The sequence below is a fragment of the Vibrio mexicanus genome (genome assembly GCF_001012815.1).
Lineage (GTDB): Bacteria > Pseudomonadota > Gammaproteobacteria > Enterobacterales > Vibrionaceae > Vibrio > Vibrio mexicanus.
Map to the genome: position 1 here is coordinate 1 of NZ_JYJP01000100.1, position 26,670 is coordinate 26,670.

21 protein-coding genes and 4 pseudogenes are annotated in these 26,670 nt (G+C 45.5%); 19 read left to right on the forward strand and 6 right to left on the reverse strand.

Annotation, left to right across the window (positions count from 1 at the left end; genetic code table 11):
• The 14 genes and pseudogenes from UA76_RS14410 to cysE all read left to right on the forward strand — a co-directional run.
• Positions 1-1,733 (forward strand): SLC13 family permease (locus UA76_RS14410; protein WP_047047474.1); only part of this gene is annotated, 1,733 nt, incomplete at its 5' end.
• A 152-nt stretch (positions 1,734-1,885) separates the two neighbouring features.
• Positions 1,886-2,794 carry a sulfate adenylyltransferase subunit CysD gene (gene cysD / locus UA76_RS14415; RefSeq protein WP_047047552.1) on the forward strand — a complete coding sequence of 303 codons (909 nt, stop codon included), beginning with the start codon at positions 1,886-1,888 and terminating at the stop codon, positions 2,792-2,794.
• Positions 2,794-3,450, forward strand: coding sequence for an adenylyl-sulfate kinase (cysC, locus tag UA76_RS14420; RefSeq protein WP_047047476.1), 657 nt, complete (start codon positions 2,794-2,796; stop codon positions 3,448-3,450). The genes cysD and cysC overlap by 1 nt, the downstream gene beginning before the upstream one ends.
• A pseudogene (locus UA76_RS14425) lies at positions 3,440-4,400 on the forward strand (DHH family phosphoesterase). The gene cysC and the pseudogene UA76_RS14425 overlap by 11 nt, the downstream one beginning before the upstream one ends.
• Before the next feature lie 73 nt (positions 4,401-4,473).
• Positions 4,474-5,885 (forward strand): annotated as a pseudogene (gene cysN / locus UA76_RS14430) (sulfate adenylyltransferase subunit CysN).
• A 106-nt stretch (positions 5,886-5,991) separates the two neighbouring features.
• Positions 5,992-7,062, forward strand: a complete 1,071-nt coding sequence (gene wecA / locus UA76_RS14435) for a UDP-N-acetylglucosamine--undecaprenyl-phosphate N-acetylglucosaminephosphotransferase (RefSeq protein WP_047047478.1) — start codon at positions 5,992-5,994, stop codon at positions 7,060-7,062.
• An 82-nt stretch (positions 7,063-7,144) separates the two neighbouring features.
• On the forward strand, positions 7,145-8,101 hold the full coding sequence (locus UA76_RS14440; protein WP_202906951.1) for a BamA/TamA family outer membrane protein: 957 nt from the start codon (positions 7,145-7,147) through the stop codon (positions 8,099-8,101).
• Between the two features lie 27 nt (positions 8,102-8,128).
• On the forward strand, positions 8,129-8,314 hold the full coding sequence (locus tag UA76_RS24120; RefSeq protein WP_202906952.1) for a hypothetical protein: 186 nt from the start codon (positions 8,129-8,131) through the stop codon (positions 8,312-8,314).
• Positions 8,314-8,694, forward strand: coding sequence for a hypothetical protein (locus UA76_RS23465; protein WP_052772058.1), 381 nt, complete (start codon positions 8,314-8,316; stop codon positions 8,692-8,694). Before UA76_RS24120 ends, UA76_RS23465 begins: the two co-directional genes overlap by 1 nt.
• On the forward strand, positions 8,682-9,047 hold the full coding sequence (locus UA76_RS23470; RefSeq protein ID WP_052772059.1) for a hypothetical protein: 366 nt from the start codon (positions 8,682-8,684) through the stop codon (positions 9,045-9,047). The genes UA76_RS23465 and UA76_RS23470 overlap by 13 nt, the downstream gene beginning before the upstream one ends.
• A 170-nt stretch (positions 9,048-9,217) precedes the next feature.
• Entirely contained in the window at positions 9,218-9,652 is a 435-nt protein-coding gene (locus UA76_RS14450; RefSeq protein WP_047047481.1) for a rhodanese-like domain-containing protein, read from the forward strand.
• Between the two features lie 157 nt (positions 9,653-9,809).
• Positions 9,810-10,280 carry a protein-export chaperone SecB gene (gene secB, locus UA76_RS14455; RefSeq protein ID WP_047047484.1) on the forward strand — a complete coding sequence of 157 codons (471 nt, stop codon included), beginning with the start codon at positions 9,810-9,812 and terminating at the stop codon, positions 10,278-10,280.
• A 186-nt stretch (positions 10,281-10,466) separates the two neighbouring features.
• Entirely contained in the window at positions 10,467-11,498 is a 1,032-nt protein-coding gene (gene gpsA / locus UA76_RS14460) for an NAD(P)H-dependent glycerol-3-phosphate dehydrogenase (protein ID WP_047047487.1), read from the forward strand.
• A 78-nt stretch (positions 11,499-11,576) separates the two neighbouring features.
• Positions 11,577-12,398 (forward strand): serine O-acetyltransferase, encoded by an 822-nt coding sequence (cysE, locus tag UA76_RS14465; RefSeq protein WP_047047491.1) that lies wholly within the window; start codon positions 11,577-11,579, stop codon positions 12,396-12,398.
• Between the two features lie 127 nt (positions 12,399-12,525).
• Here cysE and UA76_RS14470 read toward each other — a convergent pair whose 3' ends face one another.
• The 3 genes and pseudogenes from UA76_RS14470 to argE form a co-directional block, all read right to left on the reverse strand.
• Complete coding sequence (locus tag UA76_RS14470; RefSeq protein ID WP_047047492.1) at positions 12,526-13,092, reverse strand: PadR family transcriptional regulator; 567 nt, start codon at positions 13,090-13,092, stop codon at positions 12,526-12,528.
• Positions 13,093-13,580: 488 nt separating this feature from the next.
• A pseudogene (ppc, locus tag UA76_RS14475) lies at positions 13,581-16,213 on the reverse strand (phosphoenolpyruvate carboxylase).
• A 237-nt stretch (positions 16,214-16,450) separates the two neighbouring features.
• On the reverse strand, positions 16,451-17,590 hold the full coding sequence (gene argE, locus UA76_RS14480; RefSeq protein WP_047047495.1) for an acetylornithine deacetylase: 1,140 nt from the start codon (positions 17,588-17,590) through the stop codon (positions 16,451-16,453).
• 179 nt (positions 17,591-17,769) lie between these two features.
• On the opposite strand from argE, the gene argC reads away from it, so the two are divergent.
• The 4 genes from argC (at position 17,770) to argH (ending at position 23,139) form a co-directional block, all read left to right on the forward strand.
• Positions 17,770-18,774 (forward strand): N-acetyl-gamma-glutamyl-phosphate reductase, encoded by a 1,005-nt coding sequence (gene argC, locus UA76_RS14485; RefSeq protein ID WP_047047556.1) that lies wholly within the window; start codon positions 17,770-17,772, stop codon positions 18,772-18,774.
• 26 nt (positions 18,775-18,800) lie between these two features.
• Positions 18,801-19,592 (forward strand): acetylglutamate kinase, encoded by a 792-nt coding sequence (gene argB / locus UA76_RS14490; RefSeq protein ID WP_047047499.1) that lies wholly within the window; start codon positions 18,801-18,803, stop codon positions 19,590-19,592.
• A gap of 123 nt (positions 19,593-19,715) precedes the next feature.
• Positions 19,716-20,945 carry an argininosuccinate synthase gene (locus UA76_RS14495; RefSeq protein ID WP_047047502.1) on the forward strand — a complete coding sequence of 410 codons (1,230 nt, stop codon included), beginning with the start codon at positions 19,716-19,718 and terminating at the stop codon, positions 20,943-20,945.
• 319 nt (positions 20,946-21,264) lie between these two features.
• The gene (gene argH, locus UA76_RS14500) at positions 21,265-23,139 is read left to right on the forward strand and encodes an argininosuccinate lyase (protein ID WP_047047505.1); all 1,875 of its coding nucleotides are present in this window, start codon (positions 21,265-21,267) and stop codon (positions 23,137-23,139) included.
• Between the two features lie 244 nt (positions 23,140-23,383).
• Here argH and UA76_RS14505 read toward each other — a convergent pair whose 3' ends face one another.
• Entirely contained in the window at positions 23,384-23,632 is a 249-nt protein-coding gene (locus UA76_RS14505) for a DUF3624 domain-containing protein (protein WP_047047507.1), read from the reverse strand.
• Between the two features lie 65 nt (positions 23,633-23,697).
• Here UA76_RS14505 and UA76_RS14510 point away from each other — a divergent pair, with 65 nt between their 5' ends.
• A complete protein-coding gene (locus tag UA76_RS14510; RefSeq protein WP_047047508.1) occupies positions 23,698-24,045 on the forward strand; it encodes a RidA family protein in 348 nt (115 codons plus the stop codon).
• A 137-nt stretch (positions 24,046-24,182) separates the two neighbouring features.
• Here UA76_RS14510 and UA76_RS14515 read toward each other — a convergent pair.
• Together UA76_RS14515 and UA76_RS14520 are read right to left on the reverse strand one after the other, a co-directional pair.
• A pseudogene (locus UA76_RS14515) lies at positions 24,183-25,654 on the reverse strand (dihydrolipoyl dehydrogenase).
• 214 nt (positions 25,655-25,868) lie between these two features.
• Positions 25,869-26,603, reverse strand: coding sequence for a glutathione peroxidase (locus tag UA76_RS14520; protein ID WP_047047511.1), 735 nt, complete (start codon positions 26,601-26,603; stop codon positions 25,869-25,871).
• Positions 26,604-26,670 lie beyond the last annotated feature (67 nt).

Here is a 26,670-nt window from a genome sequence, read left to right on the forward strand (position 1 = left end):
TGCCCGACTTTTTTAATGCCTACCTTGTTCTAGGCTTGTTCATTACCACTATCGCCGCATTAATCCGCTTTCAATCTAAGCCTGAACGCGTATTTGGCGTGCTATTGTTGACCTTGTATGTGTTGAATTTGGTTTCTACAGAACAAGTGGTAACGAGTTTTGCCAATCAAGGGGTGCTTACTCTTATCTTGCTCATGGTCTGCTCGTTGGCATTGGAAAAAACGCGATTGTTACGTCTTGTTGCTAATTATGTCATCAAGGCAAACTATCGACGTTCTTGGTTGAACCTGTTTACATTTAGTGCGCTCTCTTCTTCTGTGTTGAATAACACGGCCGTAGTTTCCACCATGCTGGCGCCGATTCGTAATAACCCACATCACCCGGCAAGTCGCTTATTAATACCACTCTCTTACGCTGCGATTCTCGGCGGCACATTGACGTTAGTGGGTACCTCCACTAACTTGATTGTGAACTCCATGGTGGTGGAAGCAGGTTACCCAGCTCTCGGCTTTTTTGATTTCACATTGATTGGCAGTGCGCTGGTTGTGACTTGTGGTATCACGCTGTTTTTTGCAAGCCGCTGGTTGCCGAATCGAGTCGATAGGCAGAAAGTGATTTCCGATTACTTTATTGATACTAAAGTGATGCAAGGCTCTGGTTTAGTCGGCCGAACGGTTGAAGCAAATGGGCTACGTAATCTTGAGTCTTTGTTTTTGGTTGAGATTCAACGAGCCGGGCAGCTGATATCTCCAGTTACTCCGAGTGAAGTGATTCAAGAGGGCGACCGTCTTCTTTTTAGTGGTGATATCAAAAAGGTAACCTTGCTCGAGCAGTTTTCTGGTTTAGCCTCATTTGCCAATAAAAATGGCTTGCCTTTAGATAACTTATCCGAGGTGATTGTTAGGCCGGAAAGTGTGCTGGTGGGAAAAACGCTGAAGCGAACGGGTTTTCGTGCGTTGTTTGATGCAGCAGTGGTCGCGATTAAGCGCGATGGTGAACATATTTCTGGCAAGCTGGGTGATGTGGTGCTTAAACCCGGTGATTTCCTAGTACTCGCGGTAGGTGAAGACTTTAAACATCGACACAATATCAGTAAAAACTTTTATCTTCTGAGCGGTGTTGAAACCGAGCAAACGCTGTCTACGAATAAAGAGTGGTTTGCAGTAGGGGGCTTTGGGCTCGCGATTGCAATGTCGGCGCTAGGATTCGTACCTTTATTTCAAAGCATGCTTTTACTGCTCAGTGCGCTGCTTTTTACTCGCTCACTCACAGCGAATGAAATCTTACAACGTTTACCAACCTCTATTTGGCTGATTATCTCTTCGGCTCTGTTACTTTCTCATGCTTTGACTAACGCTGGTGTGCCCGTTTTATTGGATGAATGGGTCATGTCCAATCAAGATTATCTCACTCCATTTATTGCCTTGTGCGTGATCTATCTAGCCACTTGGTGGCTAACCGAACTGGTCACAAACAATGCGGCGGCGGCGCTAATGTTTCCAATTGCTATGGGGTTAGCGTCTTCTCTAGGTGTAGAGCCTTCTGCCTACATTATGGCAGTGGCGTTTGGCGCCAGTGCGAGCTTTATTAGCCCTTACGGTTACCAGACAAATTTAATGGTCTTTAATGCTGGCCAATATCAACTGATTGATTTTATTAAGGTAGGGTTGCCAGTTAGCTTAGTCTACAGTGCTGTGACGCTAGTCGGTTTATCTTATCTATATTCGTTATAACTATTTGTGTCTAAACGAGGGTATCCTTATTCTCGTAAATGGATAATGAACTACTAATTGGTGAAGCTTTATAGCTATGTATTTTTCAACGTTATTGAGTTGAGAAATAAGGGATTTAGCTGCCAAATAAACATGGAACAATTGAGATGAAGATTTCTCCAGAACGTATGACTCACTTGAAGCAACTTGAAGCAGAGTCCATTCATATCATGCGCGAAGTCGCGGCAGAGTTTGATAACCCAGTAATGCTTTACTCGGTAGGCAAGGACTCTTCAGTTATGCTTCACCTTGCTCGCAAAGCATTTGCGCCAGGTGTGCCTCCTTTCCCACTTATGCACGTAGATACAACATGGAAATTCAAAGAGATGATCCAGTTCCGTGACTACATGGCAGATAAACTGGGTATGAAGCTCCTTGTTCATCAAAACCCTGAAGGTTTGGCAATGAACATCAGCCCTTTCACTCATGGTAGTTCGTACCATACAGACGTAATGAAAACTCAGGGCCTAAAGCAAGCTCTAGATAAGTATGGCTTTGATGCGGCATTTGGTGGCGCGCGTCGTGATGAAGAGAAATCTCGTGCGAAAGAGCGTGTTTACTCTTTCCGTGATGAGCACCACCGTTGGGATCCAAAGAACCAACGCCCTGAACTGTGGAACACATACAACGGTAAAGTAAATAAAGGCGAAAGCATTCGTGTATTCCCGCTTTCAAACTGGACCGAGTTGGATATTTGGCAGTACATCTACCTAGAAGATATTGAAATCCCAGGCCTATACCTTTCTGAAAAGCGTCCAGTTGTTGAGCGTGATGGTATGTTAATCATGGTCGATGATGAGCGTATGGAACTTAAAGAAGGTGAGGTCGTCGAAGAGAAAATGGTGCGTTTCCGTACTCTTGGCTGTTACCCACTGACAGGCGCTGTTGAGTCTGAAGCGACAACATTAACGGAAGTTATCCAAGAGATGTTGTTAACGACGACTTCAGAGCGCCAAGGCCGTGCCATTGACCACGACAGTGCTGGTTCAATGGAGAAGAAAAAGCGCGAAGGTTACTTCTAATGGGCACTCCTTACGAGCGTAAACAGAATGAGTCAGTGAGCGACGATGTCGTATGGCATAACACGACTGTTACGCATCAAGATCGAGTTCAGCTAAAGCAGCAGAAGCCAGTGGTGCTGTGGTTTACTGGGCTTAGCGGTTCGGGTAAGTCGACGGTTGCTAATGCCGTTGAAAGTAAGCTATTGAGTCTTGGTAAACATAGCTACTTACTCGATGGCGACAATGTGCGCCATGGCTTGAACAAAGATCTTGGCTTTAGTGATTCAGACAGAGTTGAAAACATCCGACGTATTGGCGAAGTTGCTAAGCTCTTTGTCGATTCGGGCACGATTGTTCTGACTGCCTTTATTTCGCCATTTATTACTGATAGAGAGCAAGCAAGAGCTTTGTTTGAAGATGGACAGTTCTTAGAAGTGTTTGTTGATACGCCACTTGAAGTGTGTGAAGCCAGAGATCCAAAAGGCCTTTACAAGAAAGCAAGAGCGGGTGAAATCAAACACTTTACTGGAATCGATTCTGCCTACGAGGCTCCAATATCTCCGGAGGTTCACGTACTGACCGCAGGTAAAAGCATTGAAGAATGCGCGCTGGATGTTGTCAGTCAGCTCTCCGAGCTAGGTTACTTGAGCTTAGGAGGAGATGATGGTGCATTATGATGTGTTTAACGGAGATGCAGACGGCATCATTGCACTGCTGCAACTTCGTAAAGCAGAGCCTAAAACCTCTACGCTGGTGACGGGTGTTAAACGAGACATTAAGTTACTGCAACAAGTCGAAGCTCGAAATGATGTTAGTGGCGTCACTGTACTAGACATCTCGATGGAAAAGAACATCGATGCGCTTTACTCACTGATTGATAGAGACGTACCGATTTTCTATTGTGATCACCATCGCTCTGGTGATGTGCCTCAATCAAGCAATCTCACCGCTTTGATCAACCTTGATGCCAACACGTGTACAAGCTTACTTATCAATGACTATCTGGGTGGCCAATTTGCTACCTGGGCAATTGTTGGGGCATACGGTGACAACATGTTTGTTGCAGCAGAAGCCTAGCAGATAAGCAAGGCCTGTCAGCGGAGCAAAGGGAATACCTTAAAGAGTTAGGTACGCTGATCAATTACAACGGTTATGGTGCAACCTTGGAAGATCTTCATATTGAGCCAGAGTCGCTGTTTGTAAAGCTATTCCGTTACAACTCTCCATTTGATTTACTCGACGATCCTATCTCGCCATATTTTGTGCTTAAAGCGGGCTATGAAGAAGATAATGCCCACGTTAGCGCATTAGCACCAAGTTTTAGTACCAGTGCAGCGGAAGTCTATGAACTGCCTTGTGAAGCTTGGGCAAGGCGAATCAGTGGTGTGTTTGGCAATGCGTTGGCAAACCAATCACCAGATAAAGCACATGCAGTGATTACGCTAAATGGTAATCAAAGTGACTATACCGTCAGCGTGCGAGCACCACTCAGCAACCGAACCGGTGCAGACGAGGTTTGTACTCAGTTTGCGACGGGTGGCGCCGCAAAGCGGCGGCAGGGATTAACCAATTACCAGTCAACGAGAAACAACGCTTTTTCGAGACTCTTGATAATTTTTACAACTAATTTTTTGGCTTAAACACAGTTCAGCATTCACAAAGGTGAATAGCGTGTTTGACCAGCAATAGGGAAGAAAGAAATGTCACATTCATCAGAATTGATTGCAGAAGATATCGAAGCATATCTGAAAGTACATGAAAACAAAGATTTGTTGCGTTTCCTAACGTGCGGCAACGTAGATGACGGTAAGTCGACTCTGATTGGTCGTCTACTGTTTGATAGTAAGCTGATTTACGAAGATCAAATGGCAGCGATTGAAAAAGACTCGCAAAAGTTCAATACCACAGACGAAGCGTTTGACTTAGCGCTGCTGGTGGATGGTCTTCAATCTGAACGTGAGCAAGGCATTACTATCGATGTTGCTTACCGTTACTTCTCAACCGATAAGCGTAAGTTCATTATTGCCGATACTCCAGGGCACGAGCAGTACACGCGCAACATGGTAACAGGTGCGTCGACTTGTGAACTTGCGATTGTGATGGTTGATGCCCGTCATGGCATTCAAACTCAAACTCGTCGTCATAGCTACATCTGTAGTTTGCTGGGCATTAAGCACATCATTGTTGCTATCAACAAGATGGACCTAATGGAGTACAGCCAAGAAGTTTATCAGAAGATTAAAGCGGATTACCGTGAGATGGCGAAGAACTTCAACATTGACGATATCCGCTTTGTACCAATCTCTGCACTGAAAGGCGACAACGTGGTAACGCCAAGTGAGCACATGGATTGGTACCCAGGTGCAACACTGATGAAGCTGCTTGAAACCGTTAAGATCGATCAAGATAAAGATCTTGAGCATATGCGCTTCCCGATTCAATACGTGAACCGTCCTAACCTAGATTTTCGTGGTTTCTGCGGCACGCTAGCATCGGGTGTTGTTCAAGTTGGTGATGAAGTGACAGCCCTTCCATCGGGTAAATCATCTCGTGTGAAGAGTATTTATACCTATGATGCTGAGCTAAAAACGGCTCAACCGGGTCAAGCTATTACACTTACGTTAGAAGATGAAATTGATGTGTCTCGTGGGGATATGCTAGTTCACACTGGTCATGAGCCATCTGTAGCGAATAAACTTCAGGCGCACGTGGTATGGATGGATGAGAACCCGCTTCGCACACATAAAGAGTATATCTTCAAGTTTGCGACTAAATCTTGTACGGGTAAAATTTCTACGATTGCGCATAAAGTTGATGTAAATACCTTAGATAAGCATGCAGAAGGTAGTGAAACATTAAGTTTGAATGAAATTGCACTTACAAACCTTTCATTAACTGACAAGGTGGCAATTGACGAGTATAGCAAACTTCCTGCAACAGGTTCATTTATTGTCATTGATCGTCACACAAATGTGACAGTCGGCGCAGGGATGGTAAACGCTGTTGATAATGATGCGAGTCAGGCTAATACTCGGATATACTCTGACGCAGAAAAAGAACTGAATGCTACGTGCGTAAGCACTTCCCGGAATGGGGCTGTAGCGAAATTTAATTGATTCTTCTGTTAATTAAATAGTTTCGATATACAGTAAGGGCAGCGTAAGCTGCCCTTTTTATAATACGAATACTTTTCAAAGTACAAATGGCTAGGAAGCTTAATGCAAACATTTTTTTTGGCGCTATTGGCAATGGTGGTGTCGACAATGTCTCTGCTATGGCTGAGAAAATGGGCTGTAGATTTTAAATTTGTCGATGTACCGTGTGAAAGGAAGTCACACAATGGCCATATTCCTTTAGTGGGAGGGCTCGCTACGTTTCTCGGACTGTGTGTCGTGATTTTGTTTTCTTCTGGCCCTCTTCTATACAAACTTGAATATCTTTGTTTCAGTGCAATTCTAGTGGTTGTTGGCCTTGTCGATGACAAACTGGATATCCGCGCCAGCTACCGCCTTCTTATTTTAAGCTTCCTTTCTATCTGGCTAGTTAAGATTGAAGGGATATCTCTTTCTTATTTAGGTAATTTACTCGGAAATGGCTCCATTGCTCTAGGTGGAGAAGCACTCATCTTTACTACTGCGGCCATTATTGGTTGTGTGACTGCCTTTAACATGGTGGATGGTATTGATGGTCTGCTCGGAGTGCTGGCTGCTTGTACGATAGGCAGCCTTGGTATCCTGTTCTATTCTTCGGGTTGTATTGAACTGGCTCGATTCTGTTTGTTTTTTATCGCCGCAATGCTGCCCTATGTGGTAGTAAACCTCGGTTTAAAAGTGAAATCTAAGTACAAAGTCTTTATGGGTGACTCTGGGAGCTTCTTAGTTGGTTTTACCATTGTTTGGCTTCTTGTATTTGCAACACAGCAGTTTGATGGGCTTCCAAATGGCCAAGTGGCAATGAGACCAGTGACGGCTTTGTGGATTATTGCGATTCCTCTAATGGACATGGCAACCGTTATGATTAAACGCGCAATGAAAAAGCGTTCACCTTTGAAAGCAGACCGAACTCATATTCACCACGTACTCATCGCATCTGGGTTAACGGCTAAACAAGCTCTAGCGTCAATTAGTGTATTGGCGATGACTTTAGCAGGCGTTGGTATTGTCGGTGAGTTCACGCAAGAAGATGAATCGTTTATGTTCGCCGCCTTTATGCAGATGTTCGTGGTTTACTTGCTCGTGAATATTGCCATTGAGCGCAAAGCAAGAAAACGAGCTCCGGAACTTATTTAGGATTTCGCTCATTGATTTCAAATCTACTGTTGTATTGGCACCTTAGCTTCTGATTCGGTGCCTTTTTCTAAAGTTGTTTTAAATGATTATTAAACCGTTTTATCTGGCTTTTTATCTGGCTATAGGCGCTTTGTCTTTTCGTGCTGAAGCCCATCCTCAAGTCTCCCCGCTTTTTGAAACTCCAGCTGATATGCAGCCCACCTGGGTGGATAATGTTCTCGATTACTTTGGCGCTGATGGTGATTATGATGATCAAAAAAGTATCGATATGAGCTATTTACCTACCGCCTATTACACACCAGAGAAAAAATTTGGTGTCGGTCTGCTAATGGTCGGTTTATATGATTTGGATGAGGAAAACGACAGTCAGCCATCTTCATTGGTTGTGAACTCATTTGTTTCAATGAATGGCTCTTACGGCGTGTCATTTGAGAACATGAGTTACTTTAATGGCGATCAGAATCGCTTATTGTTTGAAGTTGAACTGCATAATGAAGCAGCCGTGTATTACGGGCAAGGTGTGAGCGATGGTAACAACGAGGCTAACAAGCATGAGTTTGATGAAGTTCTCTACTCTTTTAAGCCGATGTGGCTCACTCAGTTAAGGCCTAACTATTTTGTCGGCATTGGCGCCGAAGCGACGTACGCAAAAGCTAACGACCTTGAACGAATTGAAGGCGATACGGCTTACCCTGCATTTTATGACCTGCCGAGTAATCTAAGTTCTGGTGTCGTCGTGAGCAGCAGTTATGATTCGCGAGATTACCGATTAAATGCCAGTCAAGGCTGGTTATTTCAAGTTGATGCGGGGCTTTATTACAACGACCAAAGTGAGTCGAGTTTCTCACGCTATGATGTTGAACTCGCCAATTACATTAATTTAACCCCAGTACCTGGCTTGATTGCCTGGCAAGTGCAGGGGCAATTTTCTCAAGGTGATACCCCATGGAATATGCTGCCGGATTTGGGGGCTCTAGTGCCCTGCGTGGTATTCATAAAGGCCAGTATCGTGCCGAGAACATGGCCATGGCACAAGTAGAATACCGACTGCCTGTTTTTCAGCGCTATGGCATGGTTTTTGGGGGGAGCGGGCAGTGTGGCCGATGATGTCAGTGCTCTTACTAATGATTTACTGACAAGTGTTGGCACTGGCTTTCGCTTTCGAGTAAAAGATCGCATTAACTTACGCTTTGATGTGGGCTATGCAGAAGGCGACACTAACTTTTACCTCAATGTGAATGAGGTATTTTAGTGAATAAATCGCCCTTAGTACTCTCCAGTCTACTATCGCTAATTGCACTTGTTCCAGTTGCTCAGGCACAAGTTACACCACAGCAAGAACTTAGCTGCGAAAAGAGCTACCACTATCGCCTCTCTTTAAGTGGTATTCCAACGGGTTTCATGACTCGCAGTGAATTATGGCAAGGCAATACAGTAGAAATTAGTAGCCGTAGCCGCGCGAGTATTTTAGGAATCGGCACTACCTACGAGCAAAAATCAGAGATGGTTTTTCAAAGTGAATCAAATCAGTGGTTAACTCAGCATTTTCATCAGCAGGTGTCTGGGTTTAAAAACCGAGATATGCAGGTACAACTGGTATTCAATCTAATGGCGCGTATATGTCGCAAGTGAATTTAGATGGCGATATTAAGTTCTATCAGCATGATGAGTTGCCACTAAGAGACATCGATACAATTGGTGCTCAAATCCGTCAATATACGTTTCAAGGGTTGAAGGAGTTTGAACTTGCCCGTCAGGCGACGGATAAAGTTGAAGAGTATCAGTACCGTCAGTTAGATAAAAAAACCATTGAGACCAAAAAGTGGGGAACTTTAAATGTTTTGCCTATTCGTCAGTCCGGTGCCGATGAGATTACCTACTACTTAGCGCCTGAGTTAGATTACCAAATGGTTCAAGCAACATATCATGGGGTGCTGCTTAATGGCACTGCCCAGTTAACGGATTATACATCGAGTTGTGGCTAGGCTGCGATTAAACCATTAAGCGTGATGACGTTGGCATTCTAAGGCGTAAGTAAGTAACCCCTTATTATGAACTTCCTATCCGATCTAGCTTAGCCTGACTATCCTCGCTATACTCACCGACTGATTTATCGTCTACGTTTTTTAACGTCACTTATTGCAAGAGCACTGATATGCAAGAATACATCGAGTTTTTTCAACACAATATGATTTTGTCTTTGGTATGGGTTGGTCTATTGGCTGCTCTTATCATGAATATTGTTAAGTCTTCGACTATGGCTTACAAAGAAATCACTGCAGCGCAAACGACTACACTAATGAACCGCGAAAGTGGTTTAGTGGTCGATATCCGCTCGAAAGATGAGTACAAAAAGGGTCACATTACGGACTCAGTTCACATTTTGCCATCAGACATTAAAGCGGGTAACTTCGGCAGCCTTGAAAACCGTAAATCAGACCCAATCATCGTAGTATGCAAAACGGGTCAAACGGCGCAAGAGAGTGCTAACCTACTAGCTAAAGCAGGCTTCGAAAACGTGAACTTACTGAAAAATGGATTGACTGCTTGGAGTGAAGCAAATCTTCCATTAGTTCGTGGTAAGAAGTAAGCCTGAGATTGATTTTTACGCTGCCTGTCGAAAAAGGCAGCGGTTGACGCCGAGAGTTGTGATGTTTTCCACGTAATCGTGGTTAAACCTAGTCAATACAAAGTCTCTCGGTTAGTCTCAAAACAGACATATCGAACCGAATTTAAGGATTTAAACCATGGCTGAAGCAGCACCACAACAAGAAGCGCAAAACTTCGTTATCCAACGTATCTTCCTAAAAGATATCTCTTTTGAAGCACCAAACTCGCCAAGCATGTTCCAAAAAGAGTGGAACCCAGATGTGAAGCTTGATCTAGATACTCAAAGCCGTGAGCTAGGCGAAGGTGTATACGAAGTTGTTCTACGTTTAACAGTGACTGTTAAGAACGCAGACGAGACGGCTTTCCTATGTGAAGTTCAGCAAGGTGGTATTTTCACTGCTGAGAAAATGGAAGCAGGTCAGCTTGCACACTGTCTAGGTGCATTCTGCCCGAACATCCTATTCCCATATGCACGTGAAACAATCTCTAGCCTAGTAATCAAAGGTACATTCCCACAACTGAACCTAGCTCCAGTGAACTTCGATGCTCTGTTCATGAACTACCTACAGCAGCAAGCTGGTCAAGGCGAAGGTCAAGCAGAAGCTTAATTTTTCGGCTAAGGTTTACTGAGCTTAGGCTAATGACCTAGGCTTAGCATAGAGATAGAATGCACAAAGCGTCATGAGATGCATTGTGCATTTTTTATTTGAGCGCCTCCTTGTTTTAAAGGAGAGCTCATTTCTTTATTTAGCCACTTATGCAGTGGCAACAGTATTCAAGCGACAGGCGGATTAATGGAAAAAACTATCGATAATGCCTATGGGAAAGAGATTGCAATGACCGTGATTGGTGCAGGCTCTTACGGAACGTCACTGGCGATTTCATTGGCTCGAAACGGTGCTAATGTGGTGATCTGGGGGCATGAAGCTGAGCACATGCAGCGTCTTGAAGCCGATCGCGCTAACCATGAATTTCTACCTGGCATCGATTTCCCTGAGTCTTTGATTGTTGAATCGGACCTAGAGAAGGCGGTTCAAGCAAGTAAAGACTTACTGGTTGTTGTTCCAAGCCATGTATTTGGTATTGTTCTAAACAGCATCAAACCATACTTAAACGCAGAGCATCGTGTGTGTTGGGCGACGAAAGGGCTTGAGCCAGAGACTGGCCGTCTATTGAAAGAAGTGGCTTACGATGTGATTGGTAAAGATTATCCGCTTGCCGTGCTATCGGGACCTACCTTTGCCAAAGAACTTGCGATGGGTATGCCAACGGCTATTTCGGTGGCTTCTTCCGATACTGAGTTTGTTACCGACCTTCAAGATAAAATCCACTGTAGCAAAACCTTCCGTGTGTATGCCAATGATGACTTTACTGGCATGCAGTTAGGTGGTGCGGTTAAGAACGTGATAGCGATCGGTGCAGGTATGTCCGATGGTATGGGCTTTGGTGCTAATGCGCGTACTGCTTTGATTACGCGTGGTTTGGCTGAGATGACTCGTTTAGGTGTGGCTCTAGGTGCAAAACCTGATACGTTTATGGGCATGTCTGGACTGGGCGATTTAGTACTGACTTGTACCGATAACCAATCACGTAACCGTCGATTCGGTTTAGCGTTAGGCCAAGGTAAAAACGCAGACCAAGCTCAAGAGGAGATTGGTCAGGTTGTTGAAGGCTACCGAAATACCAAAGAGGTTTGGTTATTGGCGAATCGTCTGGGTGTCGAGATGCCAATTGTTGACCAAATTTATCAAGTATTGTATCAAGGGAAGGATGCACGCTTGGCAGGACAAGATCTGTTAGGTCGAGAGAAGAAAGCAGAGCAATAGAAAAGAGTAAGGAAACCGCTCACTAGCGTTATGTTTGATTAGCGAAGATAACTGGCCAGTGAGCTTCAAAGGATACGTATGAAGCATTGTGAAAAACAAAACGTATGGAAAGCAATAGTGCGAGAAGCGCGCGAGCAATCGGAACAAGAGCCGATGCTAGCCAGCTTCTACCATGCCACCATTATCAAGCATGAAAGCCTTGCAGCTGCATTGAGCTTTATCTTAGCGAATAAACTCAATACCGCCTCAATGCCAGCGATGGCGGTGCGCGAAGTCGTTGAAGAAGCCTTCAGTTCAGATCCTTCGATAACGTCCGCGGCGGCTTGTGATATTTGTGCAGTGGTGCATCGCGATCCCGCGGTTTCTATGTATTCCATGCCGCTTCTTTACTTGAAAGGCTACCATGCGCTGCAAGGCTATCGTGTTGCTAACTGGCTTTGGAAACAAGGTCGAATCGCTCTGGCTACCTATCTTCAAAACCAAATTTCGGTGGCTTGTCAGGTGGATATTCACCCTGCAGCGAAAGTCGGTCACGGCATCATGCTCGATCACGCAACAGGTATCGTTATTGGTGAAACTGCTGTAGTAGAAAATGACGTCTCAATTCTTCAGGATGTCACTTTAGGTGGTACAGGTAAAGAGGGCGGTGATCGCCATCCGAAAATCCGTGAGGGTGTGATGATTGGTGCGGGTGCTAAGATTCTGGGTAACATTGAAGTCGGTGAAGGCGCTAAAATTGGTTCTTGTTCTGTGGTCCTTCAAGCCGTGCCTCCGCACACCACAGTGGCAGGTGTACCAGCGAAGGTGGTTGGAAGGCCTAAAACCGATAAGCCATCACTGGATATGGATCAGCAGTTTAATGGTCGCTCTCAAAGTTTTATCGGCGGTGACGGAATCTAGTCGATGGGTTAGACCCATACATCGATTAGCACCATAATGTTCAGCTCGGTGTTCAACAGTTCCTAAAAATAGATCCTAAAAAAGAAGCTTGCTAGTGAGTACTAGCAAGCTTCTTTTGTTTTTACAGCTATGTGAGGTCTTGGTAGGGGCGATTAGCTTCTAGCGCATCTAGCTCAAGTAGAACTTCTTCTGCCCAATCAATCCATGCGTTGCGAACAAGCATGTTGCGGCGAAGAGTCAGGCGCTCCAAACGTTGCTGTTTGTCTAGCGTCGCAGGTGTTGAGTAGTACGCAGATTCGATTTCTTGATAGTGTTGAACAAGCTTGCGAGATTCTTCAACCAACTCTGATAATTGAATGCGGAAAGGGGCAGATGGCTGAACGGCACAAGCCATTAACTTCGCAGAAAACTCGTCACGAACGGTTGGGTGAGCAGTCGGTTGATCGAACCATTCGCCCAAAGCGCTGCGGCCTGCATCGGTGATTGAGTAAACTTTACGGTCTGGTTTGCCTTCTTGAGGCTCTAGCACACAAGTAACCAGCTCGTTTTGAGCCATTTTGTTGAGTTCGCGGTAAACTTGCTGGTGGCTCGCCTTCCAGAAGTAACCAATGCTCGCTGAAAATTCTTTTGTAATATCATAGCCCGTTGCATCGCGAGTGCTAAGAACGGTAAGGATAACGTGTGGTAATGACATGTCTTCAATCCAAATGGTCAATAAACTTCAAAATTGCTTAAACATCTGTTGTGCTTCTTGAGGCACTTAATCATCAGTTCGTTTAAGCTGGACCAACTTATTACTACGTTGGCAATGTCTCCATATGTAAGCCGTTTATCACCTAGGATCGATTACTCTGAGGGAATCGAAGATGCGAGAATAATAGTTGTTGTGGCTCTCGCTTGGTCGGTTATTATATCTAAATAATAAGCATAAAGTAGAATAGTTGGAAATTTTTTGTCAAAAAACTAACAAAAAACTCAATAGCGTAACTCTTGGGAGGGAAATTCTATTGTGGTGCGCCATTTTGGGTTTACTTTAGATAGATCTATTGCAATGAGGATGCAATTCGAGTTTTGTTACATAGTTGAATGCATTTTCAGCATCGTGATTCACAGGCAATAAAAAGGCCGCTTTAGTCATGCTAAAGCGGCCTTTCAACAGTTTTCACTACCTTAATGCAGAGGTTAGCCCGTGTTACGCATACCTGCTGCGATACCGGCAATCGTCACCATCAGCGCTTCTTCAAGTTCAACTGGCGGTGTTTCTGATTGGCGAGTACGGTAAAGAAGCTCAGCTTGGAGCATGTTCAATGGCTCAACGTAGATATTACGCAGACGAATTGACTCTAGGCCCCAAGGGTCGCTTTGCATAAGGTTTTCATTGTTCTCGACGTTAAGCACCGCTTTGATGTCAGACTGAAGCTGCTCGCGTAGACGATCGCCAAGAGGCAGTAGCGCTGGATCGGCTAAGCGCTCATCGTAGTATCGAGAGATTTCGATATTACACTTCGAGTAAACCATCTCTAGCATACCTAGCGAGTTGAGAAGAACGGCCATTCACGACACATCTCTTCTAGCAGCGATTGATGACCTTTATCTACTGAGTATTGAATCGCTTCACCCGCACCCAACCATGCTGGTAGAACAAGGCGGTTTTGGCTCCATGAGAAAATCCATGGAATCGCACGCAAGCTTTCTACTCCACCATTAGGATTACGCTTGGCAGGTCTTGAGCCTAGCGGCAGTTTGCCTAGCTCAAGTTCAGGCGTTGCTTGGCGGAAGTATGGAACGAAATCAGGTTCACCACGAACAACCTTACGGTATGCTTCGCACGATACTTCTGAAAGTACATCCATTAGGTCACGCCACTCTTGCTGAGGTGCTGGTGGCGGTAGAAGGTTGGCTTCTAGAATCGCACTCGCGTACATGTTGAAGCTGTTTACGGCGACGTCTGGTAGCCCAAGTTTAAAGCGAATCATTTCGCCTTGTTCAGTTACACGTAGACCGCCTTTCAGGCTTTGTGGTGGCTGAGAAAGAAGCGCTGCGTGTGCAGGAGCACCACCACGTCCTACTGTACCGCCACGGCCGTGGAATAGAGTCAGTTCAACACCTTCGTCTTCGCTTACTTTCACAAGCGCTTCCATTGCACGGTATTGCGCCCAACCAGCCGCCATTACGCCAGCATCTTTTGCTGAGTCTGAGTAACCGATCATGACCATCTGGTGGTTTTGGATGAAACCACGGTAAAGGTCAATGCCCATTAGCTGCTTGATCACGTCTTCTGCGTTGTTCAAATCGTCTAGTGTTTCGAACAACGGGCAAACATCCATGCGGTAAGGACAGCCTGCTTCTTGAAGAAGTAGGTGTACGGCGAGAACGTCAGATGCCGTGCGAGCCATAGAAATCACGTAAGCACCAAAAGCTTCACGTGGCTGAGCTGCAACAATCTTACACGTATCGAGAACTTCTTTAACGGCTTCCGATGGCTCCCAGTCTCGTGGAAGAAGAGGGCGCTTTGAAGCCAGTTCGTTGGTCAGGAAAGCAACTTTGTCTTGCTCGCTCCACTGATCGTAGTCACCGATGCCGAGGTAGCGTGTCAGCTCAGATAGGACATCTGAGTGACGGGTGCTTTCTTGGCGGATATCAAGACGAACAAGGTGAACACCAAATGCTTTGATTCGGCGCAGCGTATCCAGTAATGAGCCATCAGCGATGATGCCCATGCCACATTCATGCAGAGACTGGTAACAAGCGTATAGCGGATCCCAAAGTTGTTCTACACGTTGTAGAGGCGCTTTAACTGCAAGCTTCTCACCGTGAACTTTTGCATCGAGAATATCTTTCGTTTCGTTTAATAGGCTACGTAGCCCTTTCAATACAGCACGGTAAGGTTCGTGCTCACCTTCACCCGCAAGTGCACGAACTTCATCGTTACATTGCGTCATCGACAGTTCGCTGACTAGCTCGTTAATGTCGTTTAGGTAAAGATCTGCCGCTTTCCAGCGAGACAGAAGCAGTACTTCACGAGTGATTTTATGCGTAACAAACGGGTTACCATCGCGGTCACCACCCATCCAAGATGAGAAGTGTACTGGTCGCGCATCGATTGGTAGACCTTCGCCTAGGTAGCCTTCTAAACGCTCGTCAAGCTCGCGCAGGAAATCTGGAACCGCTTCCCAAAGCGAGTTTTCAACAACCGCAAAACCCCATTTCGCTTCATCAAGAGGCGTAGGACGCTGCTGACGAATCACATCTGAGTGCCAGCCTTGAGCAATCAACTGCTCTAAACGGCGCTCGGTTTTGTGACGCTCTTTGTAAGAAAGATCGCTCAGCTCCAATTTAGACAGACATTCATTAGTCTTAACAAGCTTGTTGATCATGGTGCGACGAGTGATTTCTGTTGGGTGTGCAGTCAGTACCAGTTCAATGTTTAGGTCGCGAACCGCTTGTGCAGCGTCAAGCTTGCTAATGTTGTTCTGGCTTAGCTTTGAGAAAAGAGAATTAATGGCATCAGGTTCGCAGACATGCTCTTCACAGTGGCGTGAAATCGTATGGTACTGCTCTGCCATGTTGGTCAGATTTAGAAATTGGTTAAATGCTCGTGCTACTGGGGTTAGCTGCTCGTTTGGCAGGTTTTTTATTTCTTCTATTAGGCTCTCGCGATCAGCTTGATTACCCGCACGGGCAGATTTGGAAAGTTTACGGATCGTCTCCACTTTTTCTAAAATAACGTCACCGTGGGCATCTTGAATGGTGTTGCCCAGCAAGCGTCCTAGCATGCTAACGTTACTTTTCAGTGCAGCGTATTTCTCGTTCATTGTCATCCTGCCTTGTAAAAAAATTACATCCAATGTTCCTTGCGAAGTAGACAATCTACCAAAAATGTCGCCCTGAGTCAAATAAAGCACACTAAGTTTGCATTTAGTTTGCAAGTGAATGTTTCAATTCAAATGCAATCAAATTACTAATAAATGATGAAATTAAATTACAAAACGAGTGGTAAGTAGCACTCAATAAACAAGTTTGTAAATTGAGTGCTATGTGGGCGTTGGTAATTAGCTAAAACAATATTGATAAATGGATTTAGATAAAATGTTTATTGTCGGATCGATAAATTCAAATGCTAAAAACTCATCGGGTTGATGGGCCTGATCAATCGAGCCTGGCCCTAAGACTAGGGTTGGGCATAACTGTTGTAGGAACGGCGCTTCGGTACAGTAATTTACTGTTTCAGAAGAAGTTTGACAAATATGCTCCATGCCCTCGATGAAAGGATGATCGTGTTGACATTCATATCCGGGGATCGGTTCATGCAGTGGTGTGATTTCAATTCTTCCCGGCCATTTGGCTTCTACTTCGGCAAGCGCGCCTCTTAACATATTATCGAGACCATCCAAACTAATGCCTGGGAGTGGCCTAACGTCGTAGTGCAACTCACAACAGCCGCAGATTCTATTTGCGCTGTCGCCGCCGTGAATATGGCCTAAGTTGAGCGTGGGGCTTGGAATGGCGAAACCAGGGTGATGGTACTCTTTAATCAACTTATCTCTGAGCTGCATGATCGCGAACAGGACTTCATGCATGATCTCGATAGCATTCACACCCAAAGCAGGATCGGATGAGTGCCCAGATTTGCCCGTCACCCGCACGGCATTTGCAACATGGCCCTTATGGCCGCGAACAGGCACAAGACTCGTCGGTTCTCCAATAATGCAGTAGTCCGGCTTGATTGGGGCATCTTCAGTAAAATGGCGAGCACCAAGCATCGTCGTCTCTTCATCGCAGGTCGCTAATATATAGAGAGGTTTAGTTTGCTTCGACCAATCGACTTTTTTTACTGCTTCGATAATAAACGCAAAGAAGCCTTTCATATCGGCGGTGCCTAAACCATAAAAACGATTGTTATCTTCAGTAAGGGCGTGTGGGTTGTAGTTCCAGCGACCTTCATCAAATGGCACGGTATCACTGTGGCCTGCTAGGAGAAGTCCTCCGGTTCCACTGCCTTTCTTCGCAATCAGGTTATGCTTTCCCTCTTCCACTTCTACAACATCTACCTCAAAGCCTAGGTCTTTAAGCCATGTCGCGAGCTTCTCTATCACTTTTACGTTGCCTTCGTCCCAATTAGGGTCGGTTGAGCTGATTGAAGAGGTGGAAATGAGGCCTTGGTAAACCTCAGTAAAACTTGGTAAATGCATATTATCTTTCTCTCCACTATTGACAGAGGTCCATTAAGAGGGTAAAACACATATTAAATCATTTTTATTGAATAAAAAATCACAATATAGTTAAAAAATAAAATTAATAGTCATTATCGGCTTTGTGATTTTTACCTTTAGAACCGAGTTATTGGATGGATTCGATGTCAAACGTTGAGATGCTAAAAACAACAATCATTGGCGCAAGCGGCTACACAGGCGCAGAGCTTGCTCTTATGGTGCAGAAACACCCTAAATTAACACTGTCAGGCTTATACGTTTCTGCGAACAGTGTTGATGCAGGCAAGAGCATTGGCCAGCTACATGGTAAGTTGGCAGGCGTCATTGATATGCCAGTTCAGCCTCTAACGGATGTGGCTAAAGTTGCGCAAGAGAGCGACGTGATTTTCCTCGCGACTGCCCATGAAGTGAGCCATGATTTAGCCCCAATCTTTCTAGAAAATGATTGCCAGGTGTTTGATTTATCGGGTGCTTTCCGTGTAAAAGGTGAAGGCTTTTATCAAAAATTTTATGGGTTCGAACATCAACACTCAGGATGGCTAGACCAAGCAGCTTACGGCTTAGCAGAATGGAACGCAGAAGCTATCAAGCAAGCGCAGCTCGTAGCAGTGGCAGGTTGTTATACCACGGCCGCTCAGTTATCGATTAGACCATTGATTGAAGAGAAGCTATTAGATGGCAGTCAGTGGCCTGTCATCAACGCAACCAGCGGTGTGTCCGGTGCGGGTCGCAAGGCAAGCATGGTGAATAGCTTCTGCGAAGTCAGCCTGCAAGCTTATGGTGTGTTTAACCATCGTCATCAACCAGAAATCGTTTCACATCTTAGCCAAGACGTTATCTTCACGCCTCATCTTGGTAATTTCAAACGTGGCATCTTGGCGACGACCACAATGAAATTAGTCGAAGGTGTAACAGAAGAACAAGTCCAGGCAGCGTTTGAAAAAGCGTACTTAAGTAAGCCAGCGGTTCGTTTGACTGGTGATGACCTACCAAGAATTCAGAATGTTGAATACACACCTTTCTGTGATATTGCATGGAAGGTTCAAGGTGAACACATCATTGTTATCTCGGCGATCGATAACCTATTAAAAGGTGCATCCAGTCAAGCGATGCAATGTTTGAATATTCATTACGGGTTCGATGAGCTAGCTAGCTTGCTGTAACCAGCTACAACGGAGAAGTAATCATTATGACGGAACAAAGTAGTACTCCATTAGTGGTTAAGTTAGGCGGTGCAGCATTGTCATGCACTGATACCCTGAGCCAACTCTTTAATGCCATTGCGATCTATCAGCAGCAAGCGCAGCGTGAAATCGTAATTGTTCACGGTGGTGGTTACCTCGTTGATGAGTTGATGGCAAAGTTGCAATTAGAGACGGTTAAGAAGAACGGTTTGCGTGTTACCCCATACGACCAAATCGGTTTTATTGCGGGTGCATTGGCCGGTACGGCGAACAAATTACTACAAGGCCAAGCGATTAAAGATGGCTTGAATGCAGTTGGCCTTAGCCTAGCCGATGGCGGTCTATGTCATGTTACTGAACTCGATCCAGAGTTGGGCGCGGTAGGTAACGCGACTCCAGGTAACTCTGCTGTACTGCAAGCGATTCTAAAATCGGGTGCACTGCCAATCATCAGTTCAATTGGTTTAACCAATGAAGGCCAATTGATGAACGTCAACGCAGATCAAGCAGCGGTCGCGGTTGCAGGTGCGCTAGATGCTGAACTGGTATTGCTTTCGGATGTGAGTGGCGTTCTTGATGGCAAAGGCCACTTGATTCCTAGCTTAGATGAAGCGAAAGCAAACGAATTGATTGAAGCCAAAGTGATTACCGACGGCATGATTGTCAAAGTTCAAGCAGCTCTTGAAGCGGCAAATGATTTAGGACGCCCGATTGAAGTGGCGACTTGGCGTTACCCAGAAAAATTAACAGCACTGTTTGCTGGCCAAAGCATCGGCACACAGTTTCTACCCAAGTAAGGGTTAACACGAATTTTTTGCTTACCCGACAGGTAGGCATAGTAAGAAAAATCTTTAAGTTGTTTTAAAAGGAAGCCTTAGCACTGACCGCCAAGCGCAGCGCAAGGAATTTGGAGAAAGAAAATGAGCAAAGTTCAAGCTAAACAAGTAAGTAAAGTAGTTGTCGCATATTCTGGCGGTCTGGATACATCAGTGATCATTCCGTGGCTAAAAGAGAATTACGACTGTGAAGTTGTGGCATTTGTGGCCGATGTAGGTCAAGGCGCTGAAGAGCTAGAAGGCATCGAAGAGAAAGCGAAAGCATCAGGTGCATCTGAGTGTTACATTGCCGACCTTAAAGAAGAGATGGTTGCAGACTACATCTACCCAACACTAAAAACTGGCGCTTACTATGAAGGCAAATACCTGCTAGGTACGTCAATGGCTCGTCCTATTATTGCTAAAGCGCAAGTAGAAGTAGCACGTAAAGTGGGTGCGGACGCGCTGTGTCACGGCTGTACAGGTAAAGGTAACGACCAAGTTCGTTTCGAAGGCGCATTTGCAGCGCTTGCCCCAGATCTACACGTTATCGCACCTTGGCGTGAGTGGGATCTCGTGAGCCGTGAAGAGTGTCTCGACTACCTTGCGGAGCGTAACATCCCTTGTACTGCATCTCTGACTAAGATCTACTCTCGTGATGCAAACGCATGGCACATCTCAACAGAAGGTGGTGTTCTAGAAGACACATGGAATGCGCCAAATGACGATTGCTGGGCTTGGACTGTGGATCCAGAGCAAGCGCCAAACGAAGCAGAATACGTCACGCTTAAAGTAGAAAAAGGTGCGGTAGTGGCAGTAGATGGCGAGAGTATGACGCCATACAACGCACTCGTTTACCTAAACGAGAAAGGCGTGAAGCACGGTGTAGGTCGTATCGACATCGTTGAGAACCGTCTTGTAGGTATGAAGTCTCGTGGCTGTTACGAAACTCCGGGTGGCACAATCATGATGGAAGCGCTGCGTGCAGTAGAGCAACTCGTGCTAGATAAAACAGCGTTTGAATTCCGTGAAGAGCTGGGCGTGAAAGCATCTCACCTTGTATACGATGGCCGTTGGTTCACGCCACTTTGTAAGTCTATCTTGGCGGCATCTGAAGAGTTAGCACAAGATGTTAACGGTGAAGTGGTTGTTAAACTATACAAAGGCCACGCGATTGTGACGCAGAAGCGTTCAGACAACAGCCTATACAGCGAAGAGTTTGCAACCTTTGGTGAAGACGAAGTTTACGACCAAAGCCACGCTGAAGGCTTTATCCGCCTTTACTCACTATCAAGCCGTATCCGTGCACTGAACGAGATGAAAAAAGAGAAGTAATTTCGATTGAGACAATCGACTAGGCTATTTACTTTATCCTAGGTCGACTCGTCCAAAACTATCGCACTCTAAATAGTAAAAGCCAGAACATTCGTGTTCTGGCTTTTTTCATAAAAATCATATCAAATAACTTAACAATGAATATTTATGTAAAATAATTGAATTAATACTTTATTTTTACTTCAATTTGCCGTAAGTTTGGATCATACAAAATGAGGCAACGGATTTAATCCAATTTCATCACACCTTAAAGCATCATGTAAGTGAAAATAATCACTAAGTTACAGAGTGTGAACACTGAGCAGTTAGGAGAGACGCAATGGCATTATGGGGCGGAAGATTTACCCAAGCAGCAGACACTAGGTTCAAAGACTTCAACGATTCGCTTCGCTTTGATTACCGATTGGCTGAGCAAGACATTGTTGGTTCAATTGCTTGGTCGAAAGCACTGCAGTCGGTGGATGTGCTGACGGAAGAAGAGCAGCAAAAACTTGAGTTAGCGCTGAATGAGCTAAAGCTTGAAGTGATGGAAGACCCTCATCAAATTCTACGTTCAGATGCTGAAGACATTCACTCATGGGTAGAGCAGCAACTGATCGGCAAAGTGGGTGACTTAGGTAAGAAGCTCCATACTGGCCGTTCGAGAAACGATCAGGTGGCAACCGACCTAAAACTTTGGTGTCGTCAGCAAGGCCAGCAACTTTTGATTGCGTTAGACAGACTCCAGTCGCAAATGGTGTCTGTGGCGAAAGAACATCAAGGTACCGTGCTTCCTGGTTACACGCACTTACAACGTGCTCAGCCAGTAACGTTCGCACATTGGTGTTTGGCGTATGTTGAAATGTTTGAACGTGACTACTCACGTTTAAGCGATGCGATTAAGCGTTTAGATACTTGTCCGCTAGGTTCAGGCGCTCTGGCTGGAACGGCTTACCCAATGGATCGTGAGCAGCTTGCGCATAACCTTGGTTTCAGAAGAGCGACAAGAAACTCCCTGGATTCAGTATCGGATCGCGATCATGTGATGGAGCTGATGTCGATTGCTTCTATCTCTATGCTGCACCTTTCGCGTTTGGCTGAAGATATGATCTTCTATAACTCAGGCGAGTCTAATTTTATCGAACTTGCTGATACCGTGACATCGGGCTCTTCTCTCATGCCTCAGAAGAAGAACCCAGATGCGCTAGAGCTTATCCGTGGTAAGACTGGCCGTGTATATGGTTCGCTTGCTGGCATGATGATGACAGTGAAAGCCCTGCCACTTGCTTACAACAAAGATATGCAAGAAGACAAAGAAGGCTTGTTTGATGCGTTAGATACGTGGAACGACTGTATGGAAATGGCGGCGCTATGTTTCGACGGCATTAAAGTGAACGGTGAGCGTACACTAGAAGCGGCGAAACAAGGTTACGCAAATGCGACTGAGCTTGCTGACTACCTAGTGGCGAAAGGCATTCCATTCCGTGAAGCTCACCATATTGTTGGTGTGGCGGTTGTAGGTGCCATTGCAAAAGGCTGTGCATTAGAAGAGCTGTCGATTGCAGAGCTGAAAGAGTTCTCCGATACCATTGAAGAAGATGTTTATGACATCCTGACGATTGAATCTTGTCTTGAGAAGCGTAGCGCTTTGGGTGGCGTTTCACCTAAACAGGTTGCTTACGCCGTTGAGCAAGCAAACCAACGCCTTGCACAACGTGATACGTCAACTGTGAAAGTACGTGCCGCGCGACTAACCGATGTTGAAGCTCTGGAAGGCATGGTGACTTACTGGGCGAACATGGGTGAAAACCTGCCTCGCTCGCGTAACGAAATCGTTCGTGATATTGGCTCATTCGCAGTCGCGGAACATCACGGTGAAGTGACGGGTTGTGCATCGCTGTATGTGTACGATTCAGGCTTGGCTGAAATTCGCTCTCTTGGTATAGAAGCGGGTTGGCAAGGTCAAGGTCAAGGATCGGCAATAGTTCAGCACCTGGTCGAGAAAGCACGCCAAATGGCGATCAAGAAGGTGTTTGTATTAACGCGTACACCAGAGTTCTTTATGAAGCATGCCTTCATCCCAACATCGAAAACGCTATTGCCTGAGAAAGTATTGAAAGACTGTGACCAATGCCCTCGTCAACATGCGTGCGATGAAGTGGCTTTAGAGGTAAACTTGGCAGAGCAAGTGATTGCTAAGGTAAATGTTGCTTAATTTATTGATATAACCTTCTGATAAATAGTGGATTTATTTTTATTGAAAAAAAGATCAATAAAGATCATTAAATTTTGGAACTATTGAGAAAAAGCTCGGTCTATTAAAGTACCACTGCTTTTTCTTAGAAGAATCTAAGAAGGCCCCGAAACCGACATTGGTTCCGGGGCTTTTTTCTTTTTTGGGCTATAGGTAAAGGGAAGGCCGGATAACAGCGAGTTATCTTTTATGGCTGAAGTGGCTTTTAGCGTTTCTTAGTTCGAAGTGGCAGAACAATAAAGCGCATCCACAAATGTAGGGCCAACAAACCGTTGAACGCAAAACCTGCCATGATCAAAGCAATGGATTCAATACTCTTTGGGTTGTCTCGAAAGCCAAACCACCAAATTACCCAACATAGAACCGACAAAACGGTCAGTTGATCCATACAGCGTTGGCACCTTCCAATCTTTTTCCAAAACCAGTTGGGTTTATCGCAGGCTTTACATGTCATGAGCGAACCATTTTGGGTAAGATACGTCCGTATAGAATATCTCAAAATCGAAGGAAGAAAACACCATGATCGAACGCCAAGAAACCAAACAACGTATGAGCCGCATTGTTAAACATAACGGCACTATCTATTTGTGTGGTCAAGTGTGCGCAGATGCCACCAAAGGCATTACCGAGCAGACTCAAACGATGCTAGACAAGGTTGAGGCTCTTCTTGAACAAGCAGGCAGTGATAAGGAGCATATGTTGTCTGCAACGATCTATTTGAAAGACATGAAAGACTTTCAAGAAATGAATGCGGTTTGGGACGCGTGGGTGCCTGAAGGTTTCGCTCCCGCTCGTGCTTGTGTGACTGCGGATATGGCGCGTGAAGCTCTGTTGGTAGAAATTTCGGTTATTGCTGCTGAGAAATAGTCTCTAGGCCAACGCGCCCTAGCGACAAATAAAAAATCCCCAGCTCTGAGAAGGAAGCTGGGGGAAAACTAGATTTTGAAACCTAGGGAACTGGACTAATTATTATCGTTATTCTGGATTATCTAGGAATAGGTTGATTAACAGCCAGGGCCACAGTCGAGGCAGTGTTTAATCATCTCAGGACCAAGGTGCAGTTTCGCATTGAGGTCACGCAGTGCAGTTCGTACCCCTTCTTCAATCACAGGGTGGTAGAACGGCATATCTAACATCTCAGATACTGTCATCTTGTTCTGGTGCGCCCAAGCCAATAAGTGTGCTAAGTGCTCAGCGTTTGGACCCATCATTTCAGCACCTAGGAATCGACCAGTACCTTGCTCACCGTAAACATGCAGGATACCCTTGTTGCGTAGCATCACTCGAGAGCGACCTTGGTTTTCGAAGGACACTTCACCCGTGGCGAAACAGCCACAGTTACCTAATCGAGTTTCCAGTTGCTTGAAGGTCTCACCTACCATCGCGATTTGTGGATCTGAGAATACCGCTGAGATTGGTGAGCGGCGAAGCCCGCACGAATATCTGGGAAGCGGCCTGCGTTGTCACCTGCGATTCGGCCTTGATCTGCTGCTTCGTGCAGCAGTGGAATTTGGTTACTAGCATCACCGGCGATAAAGATGCTCTCAACCGATGTCTGCAATGTGTAGTAATCCGCTGTTGGTACGCCGCGCTCATCAAGCTCAAGGCTAGTGTTCTCAATCGCTAGCTTGTCTACATTTGGACGACGGCCAGTTGCAGCCAGTACATAGTCGACGATAAAGGTTTCTAGCTCACCATCGTGGTTAATGAACTGAATTTCAACTTTGTCTGTCTCGTTGCCTTGGTCATCCACGATTCGACGCATAGTTTCCACTTTTACATCTGCATCAAGATAGAACTCTTCTTGAAACGCTTTGTTCGCATATGCCATGACTTCAGGGTCAGTAATTGGGCCGACTTGTCCACCTAAACCAAAGACTTTTACATCCACCCCAAGGCGATGCAACGACTGACCTAACTCTAAACCAATCACGCCAGGTCCAAATACGGCAACCGATTCTGGTAAGTCATCCCAATCAAACACATCGTCATTGATGATTAAGCGATCGCCAAGCTCATTCCAGACGGCTGGGTAGGCTGGGCGAGAGCCCGTTGCGATAACAATACGCGCAGCATTGACTTGAGTGTGGTCATCAACAACGAGTGTGTTGTTATCGACGAACTTCGCGTAACCCGACACTTTGTCTTCGACAGGGATTTCATCGACACCCTCAAGCACAAAGCCAACAAAGCGGTCACGTTCACGTTTCACACGGTCCATGACTTCACGGCCGTTGATTTTGATTTCACCTTGCGGGTGAACACCGAAAGCGGGCGCCTTTTCAATTTGATGCACGCTTTCCGCAGCTGCAATTAAAAGTTTTGATGGCATACATCCGACGCGAGCACAGGTTGTTCCGTAAGGACCACCTTCAATCATTACCACACTAGCACCTTGTGCTTTCGCGGCGCGGTATGCACCAAGACCTGCGGTACCACCACCAATGACGGCTACATCAACATTTAATTGTTTCATAACGATTTCTCTTGTTCGTCCACGAGCACCAAAACAAGCGCTCAAAAAGGAATGGGTTGGGTGAGCTAGCAAGGCTGCTCAATCTCTATATTTAAGTGACCTCGTGGAAGGTGAATATCTTTCGCAATTCGTTACCTGAAGGGGAGTAGGTCACTTAGATATAGGGACGTTGCACAGCGCCCTTGGAAACACTGGGCAACGTAAGGGGAGTTAATTAAGCGTTAGCAAAGTAAGTGTCTAATTCTTCGCTACCACCGATGTGCTTACCACCGATGAACACTTGAGGCACTGTTGAGCGACCTGTTACAGCACGTAGGCTCACAGTTGTTGCATCTTTACCTAGTACGACTTCTTCGTACTGTAGGCCTTGGTCGATCAGTGTTTGCTTGGCTTTTGCACAGAATGGGCAACCAGGTTTTGTGAATACTGTGATTGACTCTTGAGTTTTGTAGTCAGGTGCAATGTAGTTCAGCATAGTGTCTGCATCAGAAACTTTGAACGGGTCGCCTGGCTCGTTTGGCTCGATGAACATTTTCTCAACTACGCCGTTCTTCACTAGCATGCTGTAGCGCCATGAACGCTTGCCAAAGCCTAGGTCGTTCTTATCAACAAGCATGCCCATGCCGTCAGTAAATTCTGTGTTGCCATCTGGAATGAAAGTGATGTTTTCCGCTTCTTGGTCGTCTTTCCATGCGTTCATTACAAACGTATCGTTTACTGATACACATAGGATTGAGTCAACGCCGTGCTCTTTGAATACTGGGAACAGTTCGTTGTAGCGCGGTAAGTGGCTAGATGAACATGTCGGTGTAAATGCACCCGGCAAGCTAAATACGATAACGGTTTTGTCTTTGAATAGTTCGTCAGTCGTCACGTTTACCCATGCATCGCCTTGGCGAGTTGGGAAAGTAACTTGTGGTACTGCTTGACCTTCTTTCGATGTAAACATTGTGATGTCCTCAGTTTTTAATTTGCTTATTCAGTCTTGAGCTTGTTTGCCCTGTTGTCCATTCTAG

Coding starts and splice junctions, on each gene's coding strand:
- cysC (WP_047047476.1), top strand. CDS start 2,794: ATGGGCACTCCTTACGAGCGTAAACAGAATGAGTCAGTGAGCGACGAT.
- wecA (WP_047047478.1), top strand. CDS start 5,992: ATGCAAACATTTTTTTTGGCGCTATTGGCAATGGTGGTGTCGACAATG.
- UA76_RS14440 (WP_202906951.1), top strand. CDS start 7,145: ATGATTATTAAACCGTTTTATCTGGCTTTTTATCTGGCTATAGGCGCT.
- UA76_RS24120 (WP_202906952.1), top strand. CDS start 8,129: ATGGCATGGTTTTTGGGGGGAGCGGGCAGTGTGGCCGATGATGTCAGT.
- UA76_RS23470 (WP_052772059.1), top strand. CDS start 8,682: ATGTCGCAAGTGAATTTAGATGGCGATATTAAGTTCTATCAGCATGAT.
- UA76_RS14450 (WP_047047481.1), top strand. CDS start 9,218: ATGCAAGAATACATCGAGTTTTTTCAACACAATATGATTTTGTCTTTG.
- secB (WP_047047484.1), top strand. CDS start 9,810: ATGGCTGAAGCAGCACCACAACAAGAAGCGCAAAACTTCGTTATCCAA.
- gpsA (WP_047047487.1), top strand. CDS start 10,467: ATGGAAAAAACTATCGATAATGCCTATGGGAAAGAGATTGCAATGACC.
- cysE (WP_047047491.1), top strand. CDS start 11,577: ATGAAGCATTGTGAAAAACAAAACGTATGGAAAGCAATAGTGCGAGAA.
- UA76_RS14470 (WP_047047492.1), bottom strand. CDS start 13,092: ATGTCATTACCACACGTTATCCTTACCGTTCTTAGCACTCGCGATGCA.
- argE (WP_047047495.1), bottom strand. CDS start 17,590: ATGCATTTACCAAGTTTTACTGAGGTTTACCAAGGCCTCATTTCCACC.
- argC (WP_047047556.1), top strand. CDS start 17,770: ATGCTAAAAACAACAATCATTGGCGCAAGCGGCTACACAGGCGCAGAG.
- argB (WP_047047499.1), top strand. CDS start 18,801: ATGACGGAACAAAGTAGTACTCCATTAGTGGTTAAGTTAGGCGGTGCA.
- UA76_RS14495 (WP_047047502.1), top strand. CDS start 19,716: ATGAGCAAAGTTCAAGCTAAACAAGTAAGTAAAGTAGTTGTCGCATAT.
- argH (WP_047047505.1), top strand. CDS start 21,265: ATGGCATTATGGGGCGGAAGATTTACCCAAGCAGCAGACACTAGGTTC.
- UA76_RS14505 (WP_047047507.1), bottom strand. CDS start 23,632: ATGACATGTAAAGCCTGCGATAAACCCAACTGGTTTTGGAAAAAGATT.
- UA76_RS14510 (WP_047047508.1), top strand. CDS start 23,698: ATGATCGAACGCCAAGAAACCAAACAACGTATGAGCCGCATTGTTAAA.
- UA76_RS14520 (WP_047047511.1), bottom strand. CDS start 26,603: ATGTTTACATCGAAAGAAGGTCAAGCAGTACCACAAGTTACTTTCCCA.